The sequence below is a fragment of the Sphingobacterium mizutaii genome, assembly GCF_900187125.1.
Lineage (GTDB): Bacteria > Bacteroidota > Bacteroidia > Sphingobacteriales > Sphingobacteriaceae > Sphingobacterium > Sphingobacterium mizutaii.
On the sequence record NZ_LT906468.1, the window covers coordinates 2,270,460 to 2,289,974 of the forward strand.

The 19,515-nt window shown below is 37.2% G+C and carries 18 protein-coding genes, 3 tRNA genes and 1 pseudogene; 14 read left to right on the forward strand and 8 right to left on the reverse strand.

What is annotated here, in order from left to right; all coding sequences use genetic code 11:
• Window positions 1-106 precede the first annotated feature (106 nt).
• Complete coding sequence (locus CKW03_RS09760; protein WP_093096224.1) at window positions 107-1,171, reverse strand: patatin-like phospholipase family protein; 1,065 nt, start codon at window positions 1,169-1,171, stop codon at window positions 107-109.
• A 106-nt stretch (window positions 1,172-1,277) separates the two neighbouring features.
• Between CKW03_RS09760 and CKW03_RS09765 the strand changes: the two genes are divergently transcribed.
• The 5 genes from CKW03_RS09765 (at window position 1,278) to CKW03_RS09785 (ending at window position 3,876) form a co-directional block, all read left to right on the forward strand.
• A tRNA-Ser gene (locus CKW03_RS09765) sits at window positions 1,278-1,368 on the forward strand.
• A 341-nt stretch (window positions 1,369-1,709) separates the two neighbouring features.
• On the forward strand, window positions 1,710-1,955 hold the full coding sequence (locus CKW03_RS09770; RefSeq protein WP_093096226.1) for a hypothetical protein: 246 nt from the start codon (window positions 1,710-1,712) through the stop codon (window positions 1,953-1,955).
• Window positions 1,955-2,677, forward strand: a complete 723-nt coding sequence (locus CKW03_RS09775) for a sugar-binding protein (protein ID WP_093096228.1) — start codon at window positions 1,955-1,957, stop codon at window positions 2,675-2,677. Before CKW03_RS09770 ends, CKW03_RS09775 begins: the two co-directional genes overlap by 1 nt.
• 54 nt (window positions 2,678-2,731) lie before the next feature.
• Window positions 2,732-3,451: a DUF2071 domain-containing protein gene (locus CKW03_RS09780; RefSeq protein WP_093096230.1), complete on the forward strand. Its 720-nt coding sequence runs from the start codon at window positions 2,732-2,734 to the stop codon at window positions 3,449-3,451.
• A 38-nt stretch (window positions 3,452-3,489) separates the two neighbouring features.
• Complete coding sequence (locus tag CKW03_RS09785) at window positions 3,490-3,876, forward strand: VOC family protein (RefSeq protein WP_093096233.1); 387 nt, start codon at window positions 3,490-3,492, stop codon at window positions 3,874-3,876.
• Here the strand turns inward: CKW03_RS09785 and CKW03_RS20755 are convergent.
• Window positions 3,873-4,691 (reverse strand): annotated as a pseudogene (locus CKW03_RS20755) (glutaminyl-peptide cyclotransferase). The gene CKW03_RS09785 and the pseudogene CKW03_RS20755 sit on opposite strands and share 4 nt — an antisense overlap.
• A gap of 577 nt (window positions 4,692-5,268) precedes the next feature.
• Between CKW03_RS20755 and CKW03_RS20385 the strand changes: the two are divergent.
• The 5 genes from CKW03_RS20385 to CKW03_RS09815 all read left to right on the forward strand — a co-directional run bounded on the left by CKW03_RS20385 (window position 5,269) and on the right by CKW03_RS09815 (window position 8,451).
• Complete coding sequence (locus CKW03_RS20385; RefSeq protein WP_157739477.1) at window positions 5,269-5,430, forward strand: hypothetical protein; 162 nt, start codon at window positions 5,269-5,271, stop codon at window positions 5,428-5,430.
• A gap of 54 nt (window positions 5,431-5,484) precedes the next feature.
• Entirely contained in the window at window positions 5,485-7,098 is a 1,614-nt protein-coding gene (locus CKW03_RS09800; protein WP_139185435.1) for a fimbrillin family protein, read from the forward strand.
• A 150-nt stretch (window positions 7,099-7,248) separates the two neighbouring features.
• The gene (locus tag CKW03_RS09805; protein ID WP_139185436.1) at window positions 7,249-7,584 is read left to right on the forward strand and encodes a hypothetical protein; all 336 of its coding nucleotides are present in this window, start codon (window positions 7,249-7,251) and stop codon (window positions 7,582-7,584) included.
• Window positions 7,585-7,641: 57 nt separating this feature from the next.
• Window positions 7,642-7,998: a hypothetical protein gene (locus CKW03_RS09810; protein ID WP_139185437.1), complete on the forward strand. Its 357-nt coding sequence runs from the start codon at window positions 7,642-7,644 to the stop codon at window positions 7,996-7,998.
• Between the two features lie 60 nt (window positions 7,999-8,058).
• Window positions 8,059-8,451, forward strand: coding sequence for a barstar family protein (locus tag CKW03_RS09815; protein WP_093096244.1), 393 nt, complete (start codon window positions 8,059-8,061; stop codon window positions 8,449-8,451).
• A gap of 1,244 nt (window positions 8,452-9,695) precedes the next feature.
• On the opposite strand, the gene CKW03_RS09825 is transcribed toward CKW03_RS09815, so the two are convergent.
• Together CKW03_RS09825 and CKW03_RS09830 are read right to left on the reverse strand one after the other, a co-directional pair.
• Window positions 9,696-10,211, reverse strand: coding sequence for a GNAT family N-acetyltransferase (locus CKW03_RS09825; RefSeq protein WP_093096247.1), 516 nt, complete (start codon window positions 10,209-10,211; stop codon window positions 9,696-9,698).
• An 85-nt stretch (window positions 10,212-10,296) separates the two neighbouring features.
• Window positions 10,297-10,815 (reverse strand): O-acetyl-ADP-ribose deacetylase, encoded by a 519-nt coding sequence (locus CKW03_RS09830; protein ID WP_093096249.1) that lies wholly within the window; start codon window positions 10,813-10,815, stop codon window positions 10,297-10,299.
• 362 nt (window positions 10,816-11,177) lie between these two features.
• On the opposite strand from CKW03_RS09830, the gene CKW03_RS09835 reads away from it, so the two are divergent.
• A complete protein-coding gene (locus tag CKW03_RS09835; RefSeq protein ID WP_093096252.1) occupies window positions 11,178-11,891 on the forward strand; it encodes an SOS response-associated peptidase in 714 nt (237 codons plus the stop codon).
• A gap of 8 nt (window positions 11,892-11,899) precedes the next feature.
• A complete protein-coding gene (locus CKW03_RS09840) occupies window positions 11,900-12,733 on the forward strand; it encodes a glycoside hydrolase family 16 protein (protein ID WP_197701004.1) in 834 nt (277 codons plus the stop codon).
• Between the two features lie 84 nt (window positions 12,734-12,817).
• Here the strand turns inward: CKW03_RS09840 and CKW03_RS09845 are convergent, their stop codons facing one another.
• The 4 genes from CKW03_RS09845 to CKW03_RS09855 form a co-directional block, all read right to left on the reverse strand.
• A complete protein-coding gene (locus CKW03_RS09845) occupies window positions 12,818-14,440 on the reverse strand; it encodes a hypothetical protein (protein ID WP_139185438.1) in 1,623 nt (540 codons plus the stop codon).
• 34 nt (window positions 14,441-14,474) lie between these two features.
• A complete protein-coding gene (locus CKW03_RS20390) occupies window positions 14,475-14,621 on the reverse strand; it encodes a hypothetical protein (protein ID WP_169918993.1) in 147 nt (48 codons plus the stop codon).
• Between the two features lie 1,579 nt (window positions 14,622-16,200).
• Window positions 16,201-16,285 (reverse strand) — tRNA-Leu (locus CKW03_RS09850).
• Between the two features lie 5 nt (window positions 16,286-16,290).
• A tRNA-Gly gene (locus CKW03_RS09855) sits at window positions 16,291-16,363 on the reverse strand.
• A 170-nt stretch (window positions 16,364-16,533) separates the two neighbouring features.
• Between CKW03_RS09855 and CKW03_RS09860 the strand changes: the two genes are divergently transcribed.
• Together CKW03_RS09860 and CKW03_RS09865 are read left to right on the forward strand one after the other, a co-directional pair.
• The gene (locus CKW03_RS09860; RefSeq protein ID WP_093096257.1) at window positions 16,534-18,723 is read left to right on the forward strand and encodes a glucoamylase family protein; all 2,190 of its coding nucleotides are present in this window, start codon (window positions 16,534-16,536) and stop codon (window positions 18,721-18,723) included.
• A 54-nt stretch (window positions 18,724-18,777) separates the two neighbouring features.
• The gene (locus CKW03_RS09865) at window positions 18,778-19,296 is read left to right on the forward strand and encodes an OmpA family protein (protein WP_093096258.1); all 519 of its coding nucleotides are present in this window, start codon (window positions 18,778-18,780) and stop codon (window positions 19,294-19,296) included.
• Window positions 19,297-19,515 lie beyond the last annotated feature (219 nt).

Consider the following 19,515-nt stretch of genomic DNA (forward strand, 5'->3'; position numbering starts at 1 on the left):
ATCGCTTTGATAATATAACAAAAATATTTCTACAAGATTATTTTAAGGCTATTAAAATATCAAGTTTATAAGTATTAGTCGGAATTATGACTTTATTTTAAGGAAATCATAATTTTTCTCGTAGAAATTTCCAAACAGAGTTATGTTTTTTCTCTCCATTTTTCTCTTTCTCTGCAATGAGGTCCAAAACATAGGCGTCAAGCATATTTTCATTGTCACTGATCAATTTGTCAGCCAAGGAAACTATCTTCTGGATATTTCCTGGAGAGGCTGCATCTAATGCAGGTTCTATAGAAGAAAGGTTTGATGGTTCGATTCTTATATAATTGGAGGAATGTTGGACCGATCGAAACAATTGATGGAGGAAATAATCATTGCTTTCCGAGGAGCTACTAGTCATAATATCGACTAGGGCAGGTCCGATGGAAATTGCTTTCTGTTTTTTGAAATCCTCATATTTATAAGCGTTTTTAGCAATCCCAGTTCCTAAGGAAAGGATGTGGACATCATCGATTTTAAAGGTTTTGTAAGTCTTCAACACCTCCAACAAAGCCGATATCGCAGGGTTATGGGCAAATACACCCCCATCAACCAATGGATACCGAGTTCCAGCCAAAGAATATATCTCGGCAACAGAAAAATAAGTAGGCGCCGCTGAGGTTGCTCTACAAACATCCCTTAAAAAGAAATCCCGAGATTCTCCGTGTGATATGGCTTTCTGCTGTCGGAAAAGATGGTTTTTACGGAGTTCAATATTATAGGCCGTAATTATACAAGGCTTGATCAGTTCACATAGTTTTTGATCCCCGAAATAGCTTTCCAGCACCCGTTCTAGAACCTTTTCATCATAGAGTTCCGTCAATAAACCGAATTGGTTCAGGAATCGTCTCCAGCTGCTTGTTGTAAATATTTCAGTTCCATGTTTCAGGTAAATATCTAGGGCATCTTTGGCAGAGAACCTTGGTTTTGCTGGGTCCTTAGGGTCGGGGCAAAGTAAGATACTTATCAGAATTCCTCCTGTACTTGTTCCGGCGAAGAAATCAAAGTATTCCGAGAGATGGGCATTTGGGTTGCCTGAAGCTTTCTTTATTTTTTGTTCGAGGGATACCAGCATCATTCCGGGAATAATTCCTCGGATTCCACCGCCATCGATAGATAAAATCCTTTTCATTTTCGAGTTTGACCTAAGTTAGGGAAAGGAAATCAGAAAGGATAAATATTTTTCAATAAAAATGCCTTAAAGCTCATTAAAAGTAATATATTTGCAGCCACAAACAGGAGAGGTGTCAGAGTGGTCGAATGAGCAGACCTGGAAAGTCTGTATACGGGATGACTGTATCGAGGGTTCGAATCCCTCTCTCTCCGCCAAAGAAACAAAGCCCAACGATAGTTGGGTTTTGTTGTTTCAGGACCACTTTGCCAAACTTGTTTGAGCAAAAGTGTCCTGAAACAACAAAATGCCTGCGAAGCAAGGCAATTGTTTCTTTGAAGCCTCCCACCCAAAGGGAAGGTTCAGGGTTCGCGTGCGGGCTTTGTGGGGCTGAACCAATCCCTTTGATCTAAAGAATCCTGTTGGTGTTCCTTTGAGGTTTGCCAAACTTGTTTGAGCAAAAGAATATTTAATAAGTTCTTCTAAATTTACCTCGAATAACTGGGGTTGTTAATTCCATTTTTCCCTATATTCGTAAAACAATTCACACCCCAAATCCATGAACCCAAATAAATATTCCCAATTCACAGACGAACAACTCCTTATTGAGCAAAAGAAATTAAAATCCACCAATCTGATCAATGCAATCTTAATTGGTGCAGCGATTGGCGTGGCAGCCTATAGCTTCTATAACAAGGGATTCAGTTTTTTCACACTCTTCCCTTTATTATTTGTGTATTGGTTTGTCAAATCAAAAAATAGCACAAAGGAATTAGAAGACGAGATCAAATCAAGAAATCTATAATGCTTATAAATCCTAAACCTTTTCTATTCACTTTCATCCTCCTGATCGGTTTGTTTAGTCATCCCAAATTCACGATTGCTCAATCAACGGATACCCCCATAATTCCAATCAATAAAGGACTTTCCATCACTATAGACGGCAACTTATCCGATTGGAACAATCAAAACAATCTATTTTCCGTAAATCAATTTATTTCCCCTTGGGGAAATCAAAACTTTGGGAAGACCATCTTCAAAGCTTTTCATGATGGATCCTATTTCTATTTCTACTTTGATATTATGGATAAAAATATCATAGAAAAGAAATTCGAGAAAGAAGCAGATGTGGGCGGGGGCGATAGAGGAGAGATATTTCTATCGGCAGATACAGGTTTAAGCGAATACTACTGTTTTGAAATATCAGCAAGTGCAAAGGTTTTGGATTATAGGGCAAGTCATTATAGAAAGTTTGATTATGGATGGGATTTAGAAAGTTTAGAAGTAAAGTCAAAAATCAAAACTGATGGCTATATTCTAGAAGGAAGGATTCCTATGGCTTTCATTAAAGGATTAATGGCTTCAAATTCCGAGCAAAGTCTTTATCTAGGCTTATTCAGAGGCGAATTTGATAGTATGGAATGGGATGAGAAAACAATCAATTGGATATCTTGGATCAGACCCACAAGTGAAAAACCAGATTTCCATATCACATCTGCATTCAAAAAAGTACAATTTGGACAGTAAAGCAGATTGTAAACTACTAATAAAATATTGGCAAAATAGACTTTAGAATTTCCGATGAAAATACCAAAGATCCATGGGGTTATAGAAAGAAGGATTTTAGCCAATTATACCGCCGATCCTGAAGTCTTGAGCAAACTCTTGCCAGCTCCATTTAGGCCAAAACTATATAAAGGAAAAGCAATTGTGGGCATCTGTTTGATCCGGCTCAAATCTATCAAGCCGAAGGATTTTCCTAATTTTATTGGAGTTAGTTCTGAAAATGCCGCCCATCGTTTTGCAGTGGAATGGACAGATGAATCCGGACAAATTTGTGAAGGAGTCTATATTCCCAGAAGGGATACCAATCTTTACCTCAACACTTTAGTAGGAGGTAGGGCTTTTCCAGGAAAACATCACTTTGCAAAATTCAATATCCATGAGTCGAATGGAAATTACCATTTAGATGCCCGCAGTTCAGATCAAAATCATATTCAAATCGATGCCAGAAGTACTTCCACATTAACCTCAGCATCTATTTTTGACAACCTTCAAGAAGTTTCCCAGTTCTTTGAAAAAGGATCCATAGGCTATTCGCCAAATGGTAAATCATTCGATGGACTCAAATTAAATACCTACAATTGGGAGGTAAGTCCTTTAGAGGTACTAAACATAAAATCGACTTATTTTGATGATAAAAACCGCTTTCCTGAAGGCTCTATCCAATTTGATCATGCCGTATTAATGTTAAATATTGAACATGAATGGCAATCTCTGAAATCAATTTCCTGTCTTTAATTGTTCTAGCCCTATAGAATGAGGTAAATAGAATAAACATGAAACTAGATCCTATTATCGCCGTGCAAGATGTTCAAAAGAGTGCTGCTTGGTATAAAGACCTTTTTAATCTGCACAATAACCATGGAGGCGAACATTTCGCCGTATTACAGAACTCAACTGGTGAAACTATTCTATGTCTGCACCAATGGGGCGAACATCATCATCCCTCTATGGTGAACCCGAATCTCGCCCACGGCAATGGCTTAATCTTATATTTCAAGACCAACGATTACCAAGCTATCTATGAAAGAGCTATTGAATTAGATATACCAATGGTTGAGGAATTACATAAGAATCTCAACTCCCAAAAAATGGAATTTTCATTTTATGACCACGATGGTTATTACATCAGCATCACTGAAGACCATAATTATGAAGGTTAATTGACCCTTATCTTAAATATCAAAGGCCAGTTTTTGCCTGTAACAAACATAAATTTATTCTCAGGGTCCCAGGCAATCCCATTAAGCACCTTTTCATGGTCAGGTTGAAAACTCTTATCATAAAGTTCTATGATTCCCTCAAAACTCAATTTCCCGACGACATAACCAGTTTCAGGGTCTATTTTATAGATGAAATCAGAACCCCATTGATTAGCATAGATGAAACCGTCTACATATTCCAATTCATTCAGGCTGTCCACAAATCCTAAGTTATCCTGCACTTTTAGTTCCTTTACGATAGCCATGTTTTCAGGATTGAGGTATTACAACGTGGAGGAGCCATCACTTAAGATCAATGAGGTTGAATCATGGGTCAAGCCCCAACCTTCATTCTGCCAAGTATGGGTAGCAATAGGTTGCTTCAAGTTGTCCAGATCAAAGGTAAAGATCTTATTGTTCAGGTAAGTCAGCTGGTATAATTTATTGTTTAAGATGGTGATTCCTTCACCAAAGATATCATTATCATAATTAGACTTCAGCACTTCAACCTTTGCCGATGAAGTATCAATCTTATTGATTCGGGTATGCTTCTCCAGCCCAGTTCCTTCGATCAGCTGTCCCTTATCAAAGATAAAACCTTGGGTAAAGGCTGATGTGTCATGAGCTAGGGTTTTAATTATTTGAAAGGTAAGGGGAGTAGGTTCTGGTATCGGGTTTTCTGAATTGCTTTGATTAGTTGTCGATTTTGATTCCTGCTGACAAGAAAAGATAAGGATCAGAGAGAAAAGAGATAGAGAAATAATGTATGTTTTCATTCCCAATATTCATGTATAGAGCCAAATATAAAGAAAATGCTCCTTATTATTCGTGTTCAAACACGTAGTTTACTTGTTTTTAATAAAATGAAACCAATTGTTAAAATTAGTATCCAATTAATATATAAGTGCTCATTTTAATGATTCAGCACAAACTGACTTTTTATGCTAATTACCTGCTAAAAATTCAAGGTTTTTTCAAAATTATCTTTTTCCTTTTAAAGCCGATAAACAAAGGTTTTATCTTAAATTTTATTGAAAAACAATAGATGAAAAAGTCAATTAATTCTATAAAAAAAACCAATAAATAAGGGACTAAAACATATTAGCAATGTTTTTCAATTTACTCGATATTGTAGACCTAGGGCTACAAATTTTAATTAACAGCTCTAAAAAGATACTATTGATTTCAGGTAATCGAATTCCTGTGTATTTTTGTAGACCATAATTATATGGCACACAACTATTAAAAAAAATAATATAAAGGCATACAAAATTGCGGCTTTTTCTTAACTGATAGGAAAATTAGTTTTTTCTTTCTGGTTTTGAATGAAATCCGTGATGGAGGATAAAAAAGATGAAAAAGCAATACAAAACTCCCCGTGTTCATTTAGTTAAAGTACAAATGGAAGTCGACATCGCACTGGGGTCTGCAAAAGTATACCCTCAAAATGGAAACAATGTGGTTGAAGACCAATGGACCCAAGAGGAAGACGATAACAGAAATATCGATTGGTAATTACAATAATTGGATAGTAAAGAGAATATGAATAACATCAAAAAAAATATCAGTATGAAATTTAGTATTGGATTCTTGGCAGTCCTGATGCTTAGTTTTGGGTCTTGTAAAAGATCTGATGATCCAGTTGGGGGCAATGGAGAAGCTAAACTTAATGTTCAGATTGATGGGGTTTCCTTTGAGGAAGACAATATAGACTTCGACAAGAAAAGTAGTACAAACGGTTCAGTTGCGTCTGGTATAGTAAAAGATACTTCTTTGGTTTATGATGATTTTGTTGTGGATGTCAAAATGACCCAAGACAACGATAGATCAAATAGAACAGTAAGTAACCATACTGTTTACCGCGGTTCTGATGCTAATATGGCGGCTGCAGTAACAAAAACAACCGAACTGACAAAGGGTACTAAATATAGATTAGTGGCCTTCAACGCAGATGGTTCTTTTAATCAAGCTAAGGATTATACCTATGGCAACGAAGGGGCAACAAGTGGTATGAGCTTAGATGCCGGAAAAAAATATACTTTTGTCGCTTACTCAATCAATAGCGCAAATGATCCCTTACCGGATCTAGTTTATACCAATAGCGTAACAACTTTCGCCAACGCAAAATTGGTCGACGTATCCAAAGATTTAATGGTGTTTGTCCTGAAGGATAAACAGTTGACTTATGGAGACAATAAGTTGGGCGTAATCTTGAAACATAGGTTTAGCATGATTACCACTCGCTTGACAATGGATTCGAAAATGACAGGTTCTATCAAGACCTTGGCAAATACAACTATTGGAAAAGTGGATGCCAGTGCTACCTTTAATTTCAATGGTGAAACCATTACTTACAAGAATAATCAGAGCACATTTGCTGCTATCAATTTCCCAACTTTAGGAACCGGATTAAGGGATGTTACCAGTTACCCTACATTGCTGATCAATCCAGCTGCAACCAACAAAACTTTGAATTTTGGAACCATTACCATCGATGATGAAACCAAAACAAACTTTTCAATTGCTAATATCCGAGTGAATCCAGGTTGTAAATATAATTTGAACTTGAATTTCAGGACATGTACCCAAGAAGTTAAATTGGCTGATGATGCACTGAATTGGAGATATCCTGAAACAGGTGATCGCAAAGGTTGTTATGATCCTAAGACTGGTGAAATTTGGAAAAACGGTACTCTATTGACTAAAACTCTTAGTGCTCCTGCTTCAAACTATGGCTTTACCTTTGATATCACAGAATTGGACAATGCAGTGAATATGGAAGTGAATGGTGTTAAGATATTAACCGATCCTAAAGAAGGGCAGATTCAATTCCAGACTTATGATAACACGGCAAATGGGGAAGGAATCATTACCCGTAATATCAAGTTTGCTGATGGAACCGAATATGGAACTGGTAATATTGGCAATATCTGGACTTTGAAGGGAAGCGCAGCTACTCCACTTATTAGAATCATTATCAGTAAAACTGGTGAAGTAACCATGTTAGGTAGTAAAACCAGCAATGGCCCATTAGTTCAATTGGTCAAAAAAGGTTCTTTGAAATTCAATAACGTGCCTTGGAAAACATCTGGTGTAAATACCATTAAAGTTACTCAAAAAGTATCCAATACGACATTCGTAGTAGGTAGAGGATATGGACAAGCTAAAATCGCTTGTAAATAAAAGCAAAAGATTAATTTTTTTATAAACATAATTTGTAGTAGAAAGCCTGAGAAATCAGGCTTTTTTTATGGACCAACATTGTAGCATATAATAGAATTTAACCGTTTAGTTAAAATCCATTATAACTATTAAGCTTAAATAATATCAATTATGAAGAGAATTATGTTTTTAGCCCTAGCCATAATATTGTTTACGGCTTGCGAAAAAGACGATGTAGATGTTTCTACCTGCGCAAAAAAATTAAAAAGCCACTTCAATAAAGAATTACGCTGTAGCGAGAAGGGTGCCAATGAGACCAACCTCTTTAAGGGTACTTATAAAGGGGAGACAGTATATTTTGCGAATACTATTTGTATCTATTGTCTTACCGCTCCACCGGAATATGGCTATACCTGTGACCTAAAAAAGATAGATTTTGAAAATTTCAATGATGTCAAAGATATTTCTGAAGTCTATAACAGCTGCAGCAAGAAATACACTGAATAAAACACCCCAATGTCTAAATACTAAATACTCACTACTAACTACTAATAATAAAACCTCATGAAAAACGTGATTATCCTTTTAATCCTTTTTGTAGGAATGAGTTCTTGCGGGAAAGATGAAATTGTAGAAGACCGTACAAAAGCTTCTGCCTGCTTATTAAAAATGAGAGACTATTTAGCCAAAGAACTTTATTGTAAGGAAGATGCCAAAACCCCTTATTCTTCCAATTTAGTCAGGGCAAGTTATGAAGGGAAAATTGTTTATTATAGCCAAATTTCATGTGCAGAATGTCTGGTTGTAGCAGCGGAAACTGGATATACCTGTGACCTCGAAAAAATCAATTTTGAAGATCCAAGGAAAATATTGGACAGAAAATTTGTCTTTGATAGCTGTTCCAAACAATATTCTGAATAAAACTTTGGTTAATGCATCAGATTTAGCCAGATTCCCTAAAATTTCTATTTTTGTGTATACATGAAAAAAGAAATCATTATTGACGGCAGCCGAATCCACGATAAAACCAGCTTTTACGAAGAAATAAACAGGAAGTTTATGCAAAATGAAAGCTGGCAATTAGCAGAAAGTCTAGATGCATTTGATGACCTCTTGTATGGAGGTTTTGGCGCAATTCGTGAAAAGGAGGAAATCCGCCTGATTTGGGAATGTTTTGAAGCTAACCGACTGTCATTAGGAACTGAGTTTACCATAAATTATTATCAAGAAAAATTAGCGCATCCCGAAGATTTCGATTCTTCCGTTATTCATAAACGTTTAAATGAATTAAAAGCAGGGAAGGGGCAAACCTATTTCGAAATCCTCGAAGAAATTATTTCAGAACATTCCAATATTGAATTGATCAAAAAATAAAGGGCATTGGTGAAGAATATAGAACCCCTTTTGGGGTTCCATTATTTTAGCAGGCATGGCACGTTAGCCTGCAAGTCGCGCAAAAACGATGTTCGATTAATCGAACATCGTTTTTGCATTAGCCCTATATTGTTTACCATCCACGCTAAAATAATTCATCCCCGCTGGGGATGTATGGCGGATAAAAAATATTCTTCTGGGGAGGAAATATAGCTCTAAATACCTAGAAACTCAGATTTAACAAACGTGTCATCGTAGGCAAGAAACATCTCAGAACCATGCAAACCATTATTGTATTAGCGAACAGGTCCTTGATCTTCTATCAAGGATGACAGGAAATTGTAGGACATTACCGTACAGATTCTTCACTGTTCGTTCAGAATTAGCATTTCTCCTGAGAGGGATTCAGAGCACAGCGAAGAATCTATTTTCTATTTTTTTTAAGGATGGTTGTCATTCCGCTATCGTAAGATGAGGAAACCATTTCAAATGATTGAGGATAGTTCCGAGCCCTTCGGCGGAGCCTTAAGGGTGACACATAAGGGGGAAAGAAAAATATTTCACCCACGCTGTGGGTTATCCGTTTTACTTTTCACATTTCTACAAATATTTCACCCCTTCCAGGGGTTCTATACAAACACCAACCTTCCGCAGGAAGTCCTTTAGCCCGCGGCTCATTTCCTTGGCGGAAAAATGGAAAGAATGCCGAAGACTTGTGCGATGGGATTGCTAAAATAATTGAACCCCTCTAGGGTTCTTTTTTTGTAAGAATTCAGAATTGTTAGTGTGTTAAGGAACACTCTTCCTTCCGCAGGAAGTCCTTTAGCCCCCGGCTCATTTCCTTGGCGGAAAAATGGAAAGAATGCCGATGACTTGTGCGATGGGATTGGCCTTGGAATGCTTTCAAAAAATTCTCCATCAAAAAGGAGAATTTTGAAGGAAGATATTCCCGACAACAAGGCATTCTTTTCATGTGCGAGGGGTTGTGCGAAAAGCCACCTTAAATGGGCCGAAGGTTTTTGGTTACTTTTGGGCTCCAAAAGTAACATTAGGATTGGTATCCCTGAGCTCCTTCGTCGGTTTGGTTACTTTTGCGCTCCAAAAGTAACATAGAGAATGCTCAAGCCTTGGAAATCATTACAAGAAACCATTTCAAATGATTGTGAATACTTCCGAGACCATTCGGCGAAGCCTTCAGCGTGACACAAAAAGAATATAGTAAAACACTTCACCCCCGATAGGGTTTATCCTACTGCCCTCCGCATCAAAATATCCGTCTGTTCATCACTACCCAACTGAAAAATATGCTTATCAAATTCCTCAAATCCATTTTTCTTATAGAAGCTGATCGCACGAGCATTTTCTTCCCATACCCCTAACCAAATGGTGGGGACCCTTAAGCTTTTAGCGGTTTCAAGTGCTTTAAAGAATAGTAATTGGCCCACTTGCTTGCCATGATGGCTGGCATATACATAGATCCGTTCAATTTCAATATGGTCCTCTAACTTAAATTCAGTTTGTGCTTGTCCAATATTTAGTTTCAGGTATCCAACGGGGTGTCCTTGATCCCAAGCAATGTAAAAGATGGATTCTAGGTTTTTCAATTCATGATGGACCTGGTTCTCAGAAAAACGATCATTAATATAGGTAGACATATCCGATTCGGAATTTCTGGATTCAAATGTTTCAAGGAATGTTTCTCGACCAATTTTTTGAATAATGAGCAAGTCATCAATAGATGCTACTTTGATTTCAATCATAATATTAAGTCCTGGGAGCCTAAATGTATCGAATTATATGCAATTTGGATAGTTGAAATCCAAGTTATGACGCTAATATTATAGTTTAATCCAACAATTTCTTGTAAATATTATAGTTCTCTTCATCAAAACAGATAAATTTCACTTCTGCAATTGATTCATCTTCAGATAAATAATCTTTTACAGCCTGAATAGCGTTTTTTGCAGCTCTTTCTTTAGGAAAACCATAAATACCGGTACTGATATTAGGGAATGCTATACTTTTTAGATTGTTTGCACTCGCCAAAACTAAACTATTGTGGTAAGCATTATACAATAGTTCATCCTCTTTATGATTACCATCCTTCCAAACAGGTCCCACGGCATGGATCACAAATTTACAAGGTAAATTTCCCGCATGGGTAATGACTGCCTCTCCGGTCTTACAACCGCCTTGTCGGTTTCGGATCTTTTGGCATTCTTCCACTAAAGTAGGTCCAGCTGCACGATGAATCGCACCGTCCACACCTCCGCCACCCAATAAGGAAGTGTTCGCAGCATTGACAATGGCATCCTCTTGGCATTTGGTAATATCCCCCAATTCCAAATTTATTTTATCCCTCATATTTTCAATATACCTTTATAGATGAATCAATTAGGAAAAGAATTGTTTTGTTTATTTTATACTTCAAAAAAATTCTAAGCTTCCAAAAACCAATTTACATTTAATTTGTTTCAAAAATATCTGAAACATTAAAACTGTTATAACGCACATCGCAATACAACCATAAAATTGCAGATTGACTCTTTTCAGAAATTAGTTTACAATGTATTGTCAATTTGCATAAGATTATACCCCAAGCTATTGGGGTATAATTGTTTATTAGCCACCGTCACACACAATTCTATTTCTAGGTTAGGCTATGATCAAAAAATGTGTTTTATTGTAAATAATTATTATTTTCAACTGAAATCTACCTTAGAAATATGTGTTATCATGTTGGTTCTCCAAGCAAATCAGAATTAAAAAACAAACTTCCAAAAAAGAAGATCTATTACCCGAATGAAAATGAAATTTTCCATATATCGGGATTTACTAGACCATACCTTCCTGTTACCTTAAATAAAGATTCAGACTCAGTGATTGAAGCGAGGTGGAAGCTGATTCCAGGTTGGGTAAAAAACGAAACCGAGGCCGGTAAATATGCAAACACCCTCAATGCGGAGGCTGAAAGTATTTTTGAAAAAGCTAGCTATAAGAATTACATCCTTAATAATCGCGGTTTATTGTATGTTACTGGTTTTTATGAACCGCATAAAGTCGTCGGTAAAAAAGAATCTGAGAATTACTTTATTTATGCTCCAAAGCGTGAAATCATCAGTCTAGGTATCCTATATTCCTACTTTACAGATCAGGAAACCGGAGAAACTTATCCAACTTTTTCCGTAATCACCACGGCTGCAAATGAACTACTTGAAGAGGTACATAATGAAAAGAAACGGATGCCCCTAGTTATTCCTGAAGATTCCCGGGATGCTTGGTTATTCGCCCAGGGCAAAGATGAAATCAAGCAATTGATGATCCCTTATCCAATGGAACTAAATGCACATCAGGTATATCGGGTTACTGGCGATCGGACTGGAAATACCAATCGTCCCGATATCCAAAAACCTTGGTCAGGACAGACTTCTTTATTTTAAGCCATCTTATGAAAACAAAAAATCTATATCTCCTTGGATTAACCTCTATAGCTTTTTTAGGGGGCTGTACAGTAACCCAAAAGATGAAGGACAAACCTTATGTACATATCCAAAAAGAAGATAGAGCACAGAAAAAATGGAAGTTAGTGTGGGAGGATAATTTCGAAGGAACAGCGATTGATTCTACAAAGTGGTCCAGGATTCCCAAAGGTGAATCCGATTGGAATCGGCATATGAGTACATCAGATGCTGTATTTCGGATGGAAGACGGAAAATTGGTATTACTGGGAATCAATAATCCAGACCAATCTTCTGATCCAAGGCCATTTATTACAGGCGGAATCTGGAGCAAGAATAAATTTGCCTTTCAATATGGTCGCATAGAGATTAGAGCCAAATTGGGCAGTGCGCAAGGTGCATGGCCAGCCATGTGGATGTTAGCCGAATTGGATAAATATGGCAAATATCCCATGAACGGGGAAATCGATATCATGGAACATCTAAACTATGATAAAATTATCTATCAGACCACCCATTCTCATTATACCCTAAATCTTGGGCAGCAAGACAATCCGCCTCATTCAGGAACAACTGCCATCGAACCATCTGAATTCAATGTTTTTGGAATTTCTTGGTATCCTGACAAAATAGTCTTCCAGCTCAATGGAAAAGATACATTTACATATCCAAGAATAGAAGGAGTGGATCCAACGCAATGGCCTTATGATCAACCATTTTTTATCCTGATCGACCAGCAGTTGGGCGGTAATTGGGTAGGGAAGGTGGACCAAAGTCAGTTACCAGTTGCTATGGAGATTGATTGGGTTCGAGTATACCAATAGAAAAATTTCAACATAAAAAAGCGGCCAAATATTATATTTGGCCGCTATCTTAAAATTATATCTTGTTATTTAATGGGGCTATTCTTAATTAGGACAGTTTATCCTTTTTCTACCATAACCTTTACCAATCACAATCGTTCTACCGTCAACTTTTTGACTTACCACAACGGTGTTTGGACCTGTAGCGCTCCAGTTAACTTTGTTGAATTGTTTGCCACCTTTCAAACGCAATGGAACTAATGGTCCTTCGTTAGTCTTACTTCCTAGCATGGTTACCTCACCAGTTCTACTGATCATGATACGGATCAATGGTTTTTCCAAAGTACCTTTTAGGTGGAAAACCTCATTAATACCATTTGTTGCATATTCAGTTCCATCTTCAAATACTATATTTCTTTGCGTTCCTAATTTTGTATTCGTCTGGAATTGAATTTGGTCTGAGAAGCTTGTTCCAAAAATATACTGATTATTTACGCGCATATTCAAAGCATTATCTAATTCGGTAATATCAAATTGGAAACCATAGTTTGCCTGTGGTGCGCTGAATGAGTTGGTAATAATCTCATTATTTTTAATTCTTTCGTTGTCTTTAATGATACCAATATGAGTTGTCCAGCCATTCCAGAAGTCCCAAGTTTTCCACGTTGCCTCTGCATATCTCCAGTTCAGTGCATCCGAAGTTACATTTTGTGTACATGCTCTGAATCTTAATACTAAACTGTATTTATGTCCAGGGGTAATCTTTACATTCTTAACTTCAATTCCGGTTTTCGTTTCTGAATCTAGAGTAATGGATCCAAAAGTAAAGATGGCATCCGTAACACTTTTGCTGATCAAGAAGGTAGGATTACTGGTAATGGTTCTTAATCCCGGAGTAATAGCTGGGAAAGTCACATTAGTTTGACCATTCGCATTTGGGAAACTCAAGCTTTCATCACTGAATTTTAATGATCCACTAGCCTTAGTCGGAGAGAAACGGGTATTTGAAATCGCTTCAATTGATCCAGTCATACTATCATCCATTTCGATGGTGGTAGTAATCTGGCTGAATTTATGTACTAATATAGCATTCAAATTATTGTCTCCATGGTTCAACGTTAAGGTCTTTTTAAAGAACATTAAATCACTGGAAATATTACTCAAACTTGCTGTACTTAAACTTCCTTGGTTGCTGGCATCCGGTAAGTCTGAAGTACTGTTTACTGAATAAACAACAAATGTATAAGTCTCTCCAGCGTTCAATTGGATTCCACCTGTGGTAGGTTCGCTACCATAGATATAATCGTAATTACCTTTATGCGCGCCGCCATTATCGTAAACCATAATACGGTACTTAACCCCAGGGGTCAAAGTATTCGTTACAGTTTGGGTAGCAGCTTTAGCAGCATTGTTTGATCCTGATGTACCTCTTATTGCTGAAGGTTCAACATCACGGATCACCATAACTTCCATGCTCATGTTGTCGCTGATCTGTACATTCGACAATTGAACATTAGATTCTTTTACTTTAGTAGTTGATTTATTGCTTCCGTATGCTATTCTTTCCTCTTCAGGTGAGCCAACTGAAAGTTTTACCTTCACGGTCGTCAGTTCTCCAGAAACAGAGTCAGAATCTGATTTTTTACAAGATTGAAAGCTAAGTAGCAGAATTGCTATAAAGAACATACTTTTTAATCTAGCCATCTTGTTCAGTAGTGTAAATTCCATTTTGTAGGTTTTTATTAATCTTTGTGTGTTTGATTTACCAATCGATATTTCTTGTTTCCTGATCGTCTTGGTACCATTGGTCCATCATCTCATTTTCATTGTTATGAGGGCGAACAAATGCTGATCCTGAAGCTATACCTTCTTCAAGATGGATATCGAGAATCTCGATTTTTGGACTCATGTAAGTTTTATCCATAATGCTTTGCACCTAGTTAGTGATACTTTAATAAATTTTAGAATTACGCGTTAATAGTTAGTGATTTTCGGTATATTCTAATGTCTCCTATTTGAAAACATTGTAAAAATACGCAGTAAATTCATTTTCTCTATTGAAGTAGATATGCGGATTGGCAGTTAATTTTAAATTGTCGTTTCATTACTACACAATACTATTGATATGTGGTAATCTTTCCCGAAGTGTAGAAATGATATTTTAAATAACTATAAATAATTGACTGAAATGGATAAGGTTACGAATCGCAATGATGTGAATTAAGTGCTGAAATCAGGATGATTTTTATATGAAAATATCGGCATTAAGCGAGATATATATTGTAGTCTGCTTCGAGATTCATTCGAGGCATATTCGGGGAATAAGTTAAACAGTTTTGGAGATTTCGGAATATGTCCCGAATAAGGTCGAAGGGAAATTTGAATTTTTGGAAAGATTGAAAATTTTCTTAATGTGAAATTTTAGGGAAGTGGGGGGGTGGTATTATAAAATATTTTTTTAAGCGTACAATGATAAGGATTCAAGTTATTTATTTATCGTTCCTTGCGTTTAAAATTTGATCTAAATTTAATGGAAAAAGATGAAAGATTAGGGCCAATTTCATTTGTTTTTTTTTGTTCATGTTGAGGCACGAAACATCTCGGAACGATCCACAATCATTTGAAATAGTTTCCTCATCTTACGATAGCGGAATGACACCGATCCTAAAAAATATAAAAAAATAGATTCTTCACTGTGCTCTGAACCCCTCTCAGGAAACGTCCAATTCTGAACGAATAGTGAAGAATCTGTACGGATCCCCTTCCACAGACTCTGTCATGCTGCACCGAAGGTGCAGGAACTGTACGCCAATACAATTGCTAGCTTGCCTTTCTTGTCTAAATTCTGAAATGTTCCGAGTCACTTCCTTCGTACCAATGACAAGTTTGTTAAATCTGTGTTTCTAGGTATTTAGACCTATATTTCCTCTCCAGAAGAATATTTTTTATCCGCCATATATCCCCAGCGGGGATGAATTATTTTAGCATGGATGGTAAACAATATAGGGCTAATGCAAAAACGAAGTTCGATTAATCGAACATCGTTTTTGCGCGACTTCCAGGCTAACGTACCATATCTGCTAAAATAATGGAACCCCGATGGGGTTGTATCTCTAAAATTTTTAAAAAAAACTTGCCTTCCACTTTCCTGTCATCACCTTCCGATAAATTTAGCCCAAGTTTTTACTTTTCAGGGTGACAAAAGAAAGGGGTTTTTAGCTTAACTTAATGACCCAGCCCGCCGGGGTTTTTCAATCTAAACAAATATTTTCACCCTCCAAAAGGCCACTTTTGGCAATAGGTTTAATTCCCTTGAGAATAACTGCTTGATAAGTTAATGAGAAAATAATTCAATAAGCTTTTTCCTTGCCTAATCTATTATTAATAGGAATAAGTAAATCTTGGGAAGTATAGGTCTAAATACTAAATACTAAATACTAACTACTGTTATACTAAAAAAGCCGCTATAAGCGGCTTTTTTCTATCTGTACCTAGGGCGGGAATCGAACCCGCACTCCCTTAACGGGAACAGGATTTTAAGTCCTGCGTGTCTACCAGTTCCACCACCTAGGCAACTGAGCGAAAGACGAGATTCGAACTCGCGACCCCAACCTTGGCAAGGTTGTGCTCTACCAACTGAGCTACTTTCGCTTGACGTGCTGCAAATATAGACAGATTTAACAAAGTTGAAAAATTATATCCTGATAAAAAATGCAATGTGCTTGTAATGTGCGTAATAATTTTATCACGAAGCCAGAAAAAGGGCATATTAATAGCTTTTGGCGCGATTTTTATCTATTTTCGTAGATTAATTCTTGTTTATGCAACTTCGACTCTTTACTATACTCTTTTTTTGCTTTCTAGCCTTCAATGGTAAAGCTGAATCCTATCCGGAGGTGGTATTTGATAATAGTTTGGTGAAAGGAACTTATGCCCGAAGTATCGTTAATTATTCGGGCGATAGTTGGGTGGAGAATATACAGAAAAACCTCTTGGTTTCGGATACCTTGTTCTTTACTCCTGGGAATGCACTTTCTCTGAAATATATCTCCGCCGAAATGGGCGATTGGGATGTTTTGATCAAGTATAGTAGGCAGAAGTTTCACTATAGGGTATCATTTGATGATATCTTGAGTCTGAAGATCTTTGTCGGTTCTGCGGGGACCAAACCTGAAAACTTACCCTCTATTTCCATACAGCAGGGTATGAATCAATCCGTATCGATACCATTAGGTGATTATATCGAGGATTATAACAATAGTAGCTGGATGAGTGTGAAGATTCCTTTGAAGGAATTTGCAGGCTTGAATATTGACCACAATATTTCAGGGATTATTTTGAGGCAGCACCATGCCAGTGAGGTGACCAACCAATTATTTCTTGACCAAATAGAATTCCTTCCCACAAAATATTCTGAGGCTCCATTGACTTCCAATGCGGTATTGTCGAAGGTTACTGCTTACGGAAAACATGTGGACCTGCAATGGCAAGTGCCTCTAACTCCAAGTATCCGATACGTGAAAATCTACCGTTCATTGGACAATAAGGAGTTTAAGGCAGTGGCTATTCGGCCGACCTATATGTTGAGAAGCTTGGATTATATTCCTGTTCTGGATAAGAAATACTATTATAAGATAGCCTGGGTAGATTATAACTATAGAGAGTCCCCCTTTTCAGAAGTTCTTGAGGTTGAGCCAAAACAACTTAACGAAGATCAATTATTGGATCTGATCCAACTTGCCAACGTGAATTATTTCGTCGAGAATTACGATATCAATTCCGGGATGTACATGCCATATCGCATGAAAGATAAGGCGGTGGTCTCGGTCCGTGAAACTGGCGGTGCCATGTTGAGTATGTTGGTTGGTGTTGAGAAAGGATTTGTAAGCAAGGCTTTGTTCTTAAGCCGTGTAAAAAGAATTGTTGGGTTTTTGGGTAAAGCTCAAAATAACAAAGGATTTTTCCCTGCTTATTTCGATGGTAGGAAAGGTCTTCCTTTATATCTGGATGATATTCCGCGCTATGATGTGCAAGCTACCAGTTCTTTGATAGAAGCTTTATTGGTTATCCGTCAATACTTAAATACGGATGCTGCTGAGGAAAATAAACTCCGTGCAGATATTACTCAACTATGGGAAAGGTTGGACTGGCGAGGAGTAACCTTGCCAAACGATCCATTGGTCTTACGTTCGGCAATTGATATGCTTGATGAGTATTTCACTTTTGACCCCTTGGTTGGTATCAATGGCGGTCTTAATGCCTATATGTTGGCCATTGCTTCGACAAAATCAAGTCTAGCACCTGAGGCTTTCACAAATGCACTAAAATACAAATTTGAAAGACCTCGTGGAAGAAACTCTATCCGAAGGATGAATACAGAGCAGGAGTCAAATGTTGCAGATTCGGTGAATCTGATGATGCATGATGAAAAAGTTTTGGTATCTGTTCCTGGACAAGATTCTATCTATAAAGTAGCTTCAACACACGATACATTGATGTACGGTATCAAACTCCCTTTTGGAAATTATACTACAAGTCTACTGGATATGTACAGGCCTTTCAACACAATCAATCCTAACCTGAGTAAGGTTGGAGACTATGATTTGAAGTCTGTTCTACAGAAATATACACAAGTGGCAAAACGTCGGGATAATGAGATAGGAGTAGGAACCTCTAATTCAGATATTTGGGGCTTTTACCAATACCGGGACAGTATTGGGACCTTCCGGATCAATCCTGCAATTGCCATATCATCGATGTTCTTGGATGAAAGCAGGTCCAAACGTTCTTTATATGCCATGTATAATCAATTTGGGGAGTATCTCTTTACCGAATATGGCTTTAGGGCATGGATGGATTTGAGGACCGATGATGTTTCGGATGAGTATATTGCCAACAATCAATCTAACCTAGCCATCTTGTTGGAGAATGCGAGAACGGGTTTAATTTGGAACTTATATCAGGCAATTCCGGAAATCAGGTCTGCGGAACAAAGAATCTTCAAGAAGTGACATTTTTAATAGTAATATCACTATATTTACGCAATAATAACTTTATACAAACTCATGAAGCGAATCAACTATTTAACTTTAATTTTTTTAGCGGGTCTTACTTTATTTTCTTGTAAACAACAAGCTTTGGTTGTGAACCCAGGGGCCGTAGTAAGCCAAGACGGAACCAACGATGGACTGAAAAATGTGAAGCGAGAATTTGAGGATGCAAAGCAGACGAATGAAGGTATTTTAGTTTCCATATCATCAGATTTATTGTTCCCTACGAATTCTTCTTACTTAACGGATGGAGCAAAAACTGAATTGAGCAAATTGGTAAAAGTATTGAAGACTTCCAATGCTAATTCAAAGATCAGAGTGGATGGACATACAGATGCAACCGGTACTGCAGAGTACAATGTTTGGTTGTCAGATAAGCGTGCCGCTTCAGTGGAGAAGTTCTTGGTGGACGCAGGTATTTCTGATGCTAGGATCTCAACAAAAGGTTTAGGTCAGACCAAACCAATTGCTGATAACAAAACTCCAGAAGGAAGACAAAAGAACAGAAGAGTAGAAGTCGTGATCTTGAAATAAGATCCTATAAAAATATTATAAAACGCAGTCCGTAGTCTATGGGCTGCGTTTTTTGTTTGGCTCAAAACAAAATATCCCCAAGCTATTTTACTGTCTACATTTTCCCCTTATATTGCAAAATGACTTTTTAGAAACAGAGCTTTGTCTTTAAAATCCTAGTTTAGATTTACTTAAAGATGTGGATATTTTAGTTGCCGGAATTTGGGGGTTTATTAGGAT

Excerpts from the sequence above, each read along its gene's own strand:
- CKW03_RS09760 (WP_093096224.1), bottom strand. The coding sequence starts at position 1,171 with ATGAAAAGGATTTTATCTATCGATGGCGGTGGAATCCGAGGAATTATT.
- CKW03_RS09770 (WP_093096226.1), top strand. The coding sequence starts at position 1,710 with ATGAACCCAAATAAATATTCCCAATTCACAGACGAACAACTCCTTATT.
- CKW03_RS09775 (WP_093096228.1), top strand. The coding sequence starts at position 1,955 with ATGCTTATAAATCCTAAACCTTTTCTATTCACTTTCATCCTCCTGATC.
- CKW03_RS09780 (WP_093096230.1), top strand. The coding sequence starts at position 2,732 with ATGAAAATACCAAAGATCCATGGGGTTATAGAAAGAAGGATTTTAGCC.
- CKW03_RS09785 (WP_093096233.1), top strand. The coding sequence starts at position 3,490 with ATGAAACTAGATCCTATTATCGCCGTGCAAGATGTTCAAAAGAGTGCT.
- CKW03_RS20385 (WP_157739477.1), top strand. The coding sequence starts at position 5,269 with ATGAAAAAGCAATACAAAACTCCCCGTGTTCATTTAGTTAAAGTACAA.
- CKW03_RS09800 (WP_139185435.1), top strand. The coding sequence starts at position 5,485 with ATGAAATTTAGTATTGGATTCTTGGCAGTCCTGATGCTTAGTTTTGGG.
- CKW03_RS09805 (WP_139185436.1), top strand. The coding sequence starts at position 7,249 with ATGAAGAGAATTATGTTTTTAGCCCTAGCCATAATATTGTTTACGGCT.
- CKW03_RS09810 (WP_139185437.1), top strand. The coding sequence starts at position 7,642 with ATGAAAAACGTGATTATCCTTTTAATCCTTTTTGTAGGAATGAGTTCT.
- CKW03_RS09815 (WP_093096244.1), top strand. The coding sequence starts at position 8,059 with ATGAAAAAAGAAATCATTATTGACGGCAGCCGAATCCACGATAAAACC.
- CKW03_RS09825 (WP_093096247.1), bottom strand. The coding sequence starts at position 10,211 with ATGATTGAAATCAAAGTAGCATCTATTGATGACTTGCTCATTATTCAA.
- CKW03_RS09830 (WP_093096249.1), bottom strand. The coding sequence starts at position 10,815 with ATGAGGGATAAAATAAATTTGGAATTGGGGGATATTACCAAATGCCAA.
- CKW03_RS09835 (WP_093096252.1), top strand. The coding sequence starts at position 11,178 with ATGTGTTATCATGTTGGTTCTCCAAGCAAATCAGAATTAAAAAACAAA.
- CKW03_RS09840 (WP_197701004.1), top strand. The coding sequence starts at position 11,900 with ATGAAAACAAAAAATCTATATCTCCTTGGATTAACCTCTATAGCTTTT.
- CKW03_RS09845 (WP_139185438.1), bottom strand. The coding sequence starts at position 14,440 with ATGGAATTTACACTACTGAACAAGATGGCTAGATTAAAAAGTATGTTC.
- CKW03_RS20390 (WP_169918993.1), bottom strand. The coding sequence starts at position 14,621 with ATGAGTCCAAAAATCGAGATTCTCGATATCCATCTTGAAGAAGGTATA.
- CKW03_RS09860 (WP_093096257.1), top strand. The coding sequence starts at position 16,534 with ATGCAACTTCGACTCTTTACTATACTCTTTTTTTGCTTTCTAGCCTTC.
- CKW03_RS09865 (WP_093096258.1), top strand. The coding sequence starts at position 18,778 with ATGAAGCGAATCAACTATTTAACTTTAATTTTTTTAGCGGGTCTTACT.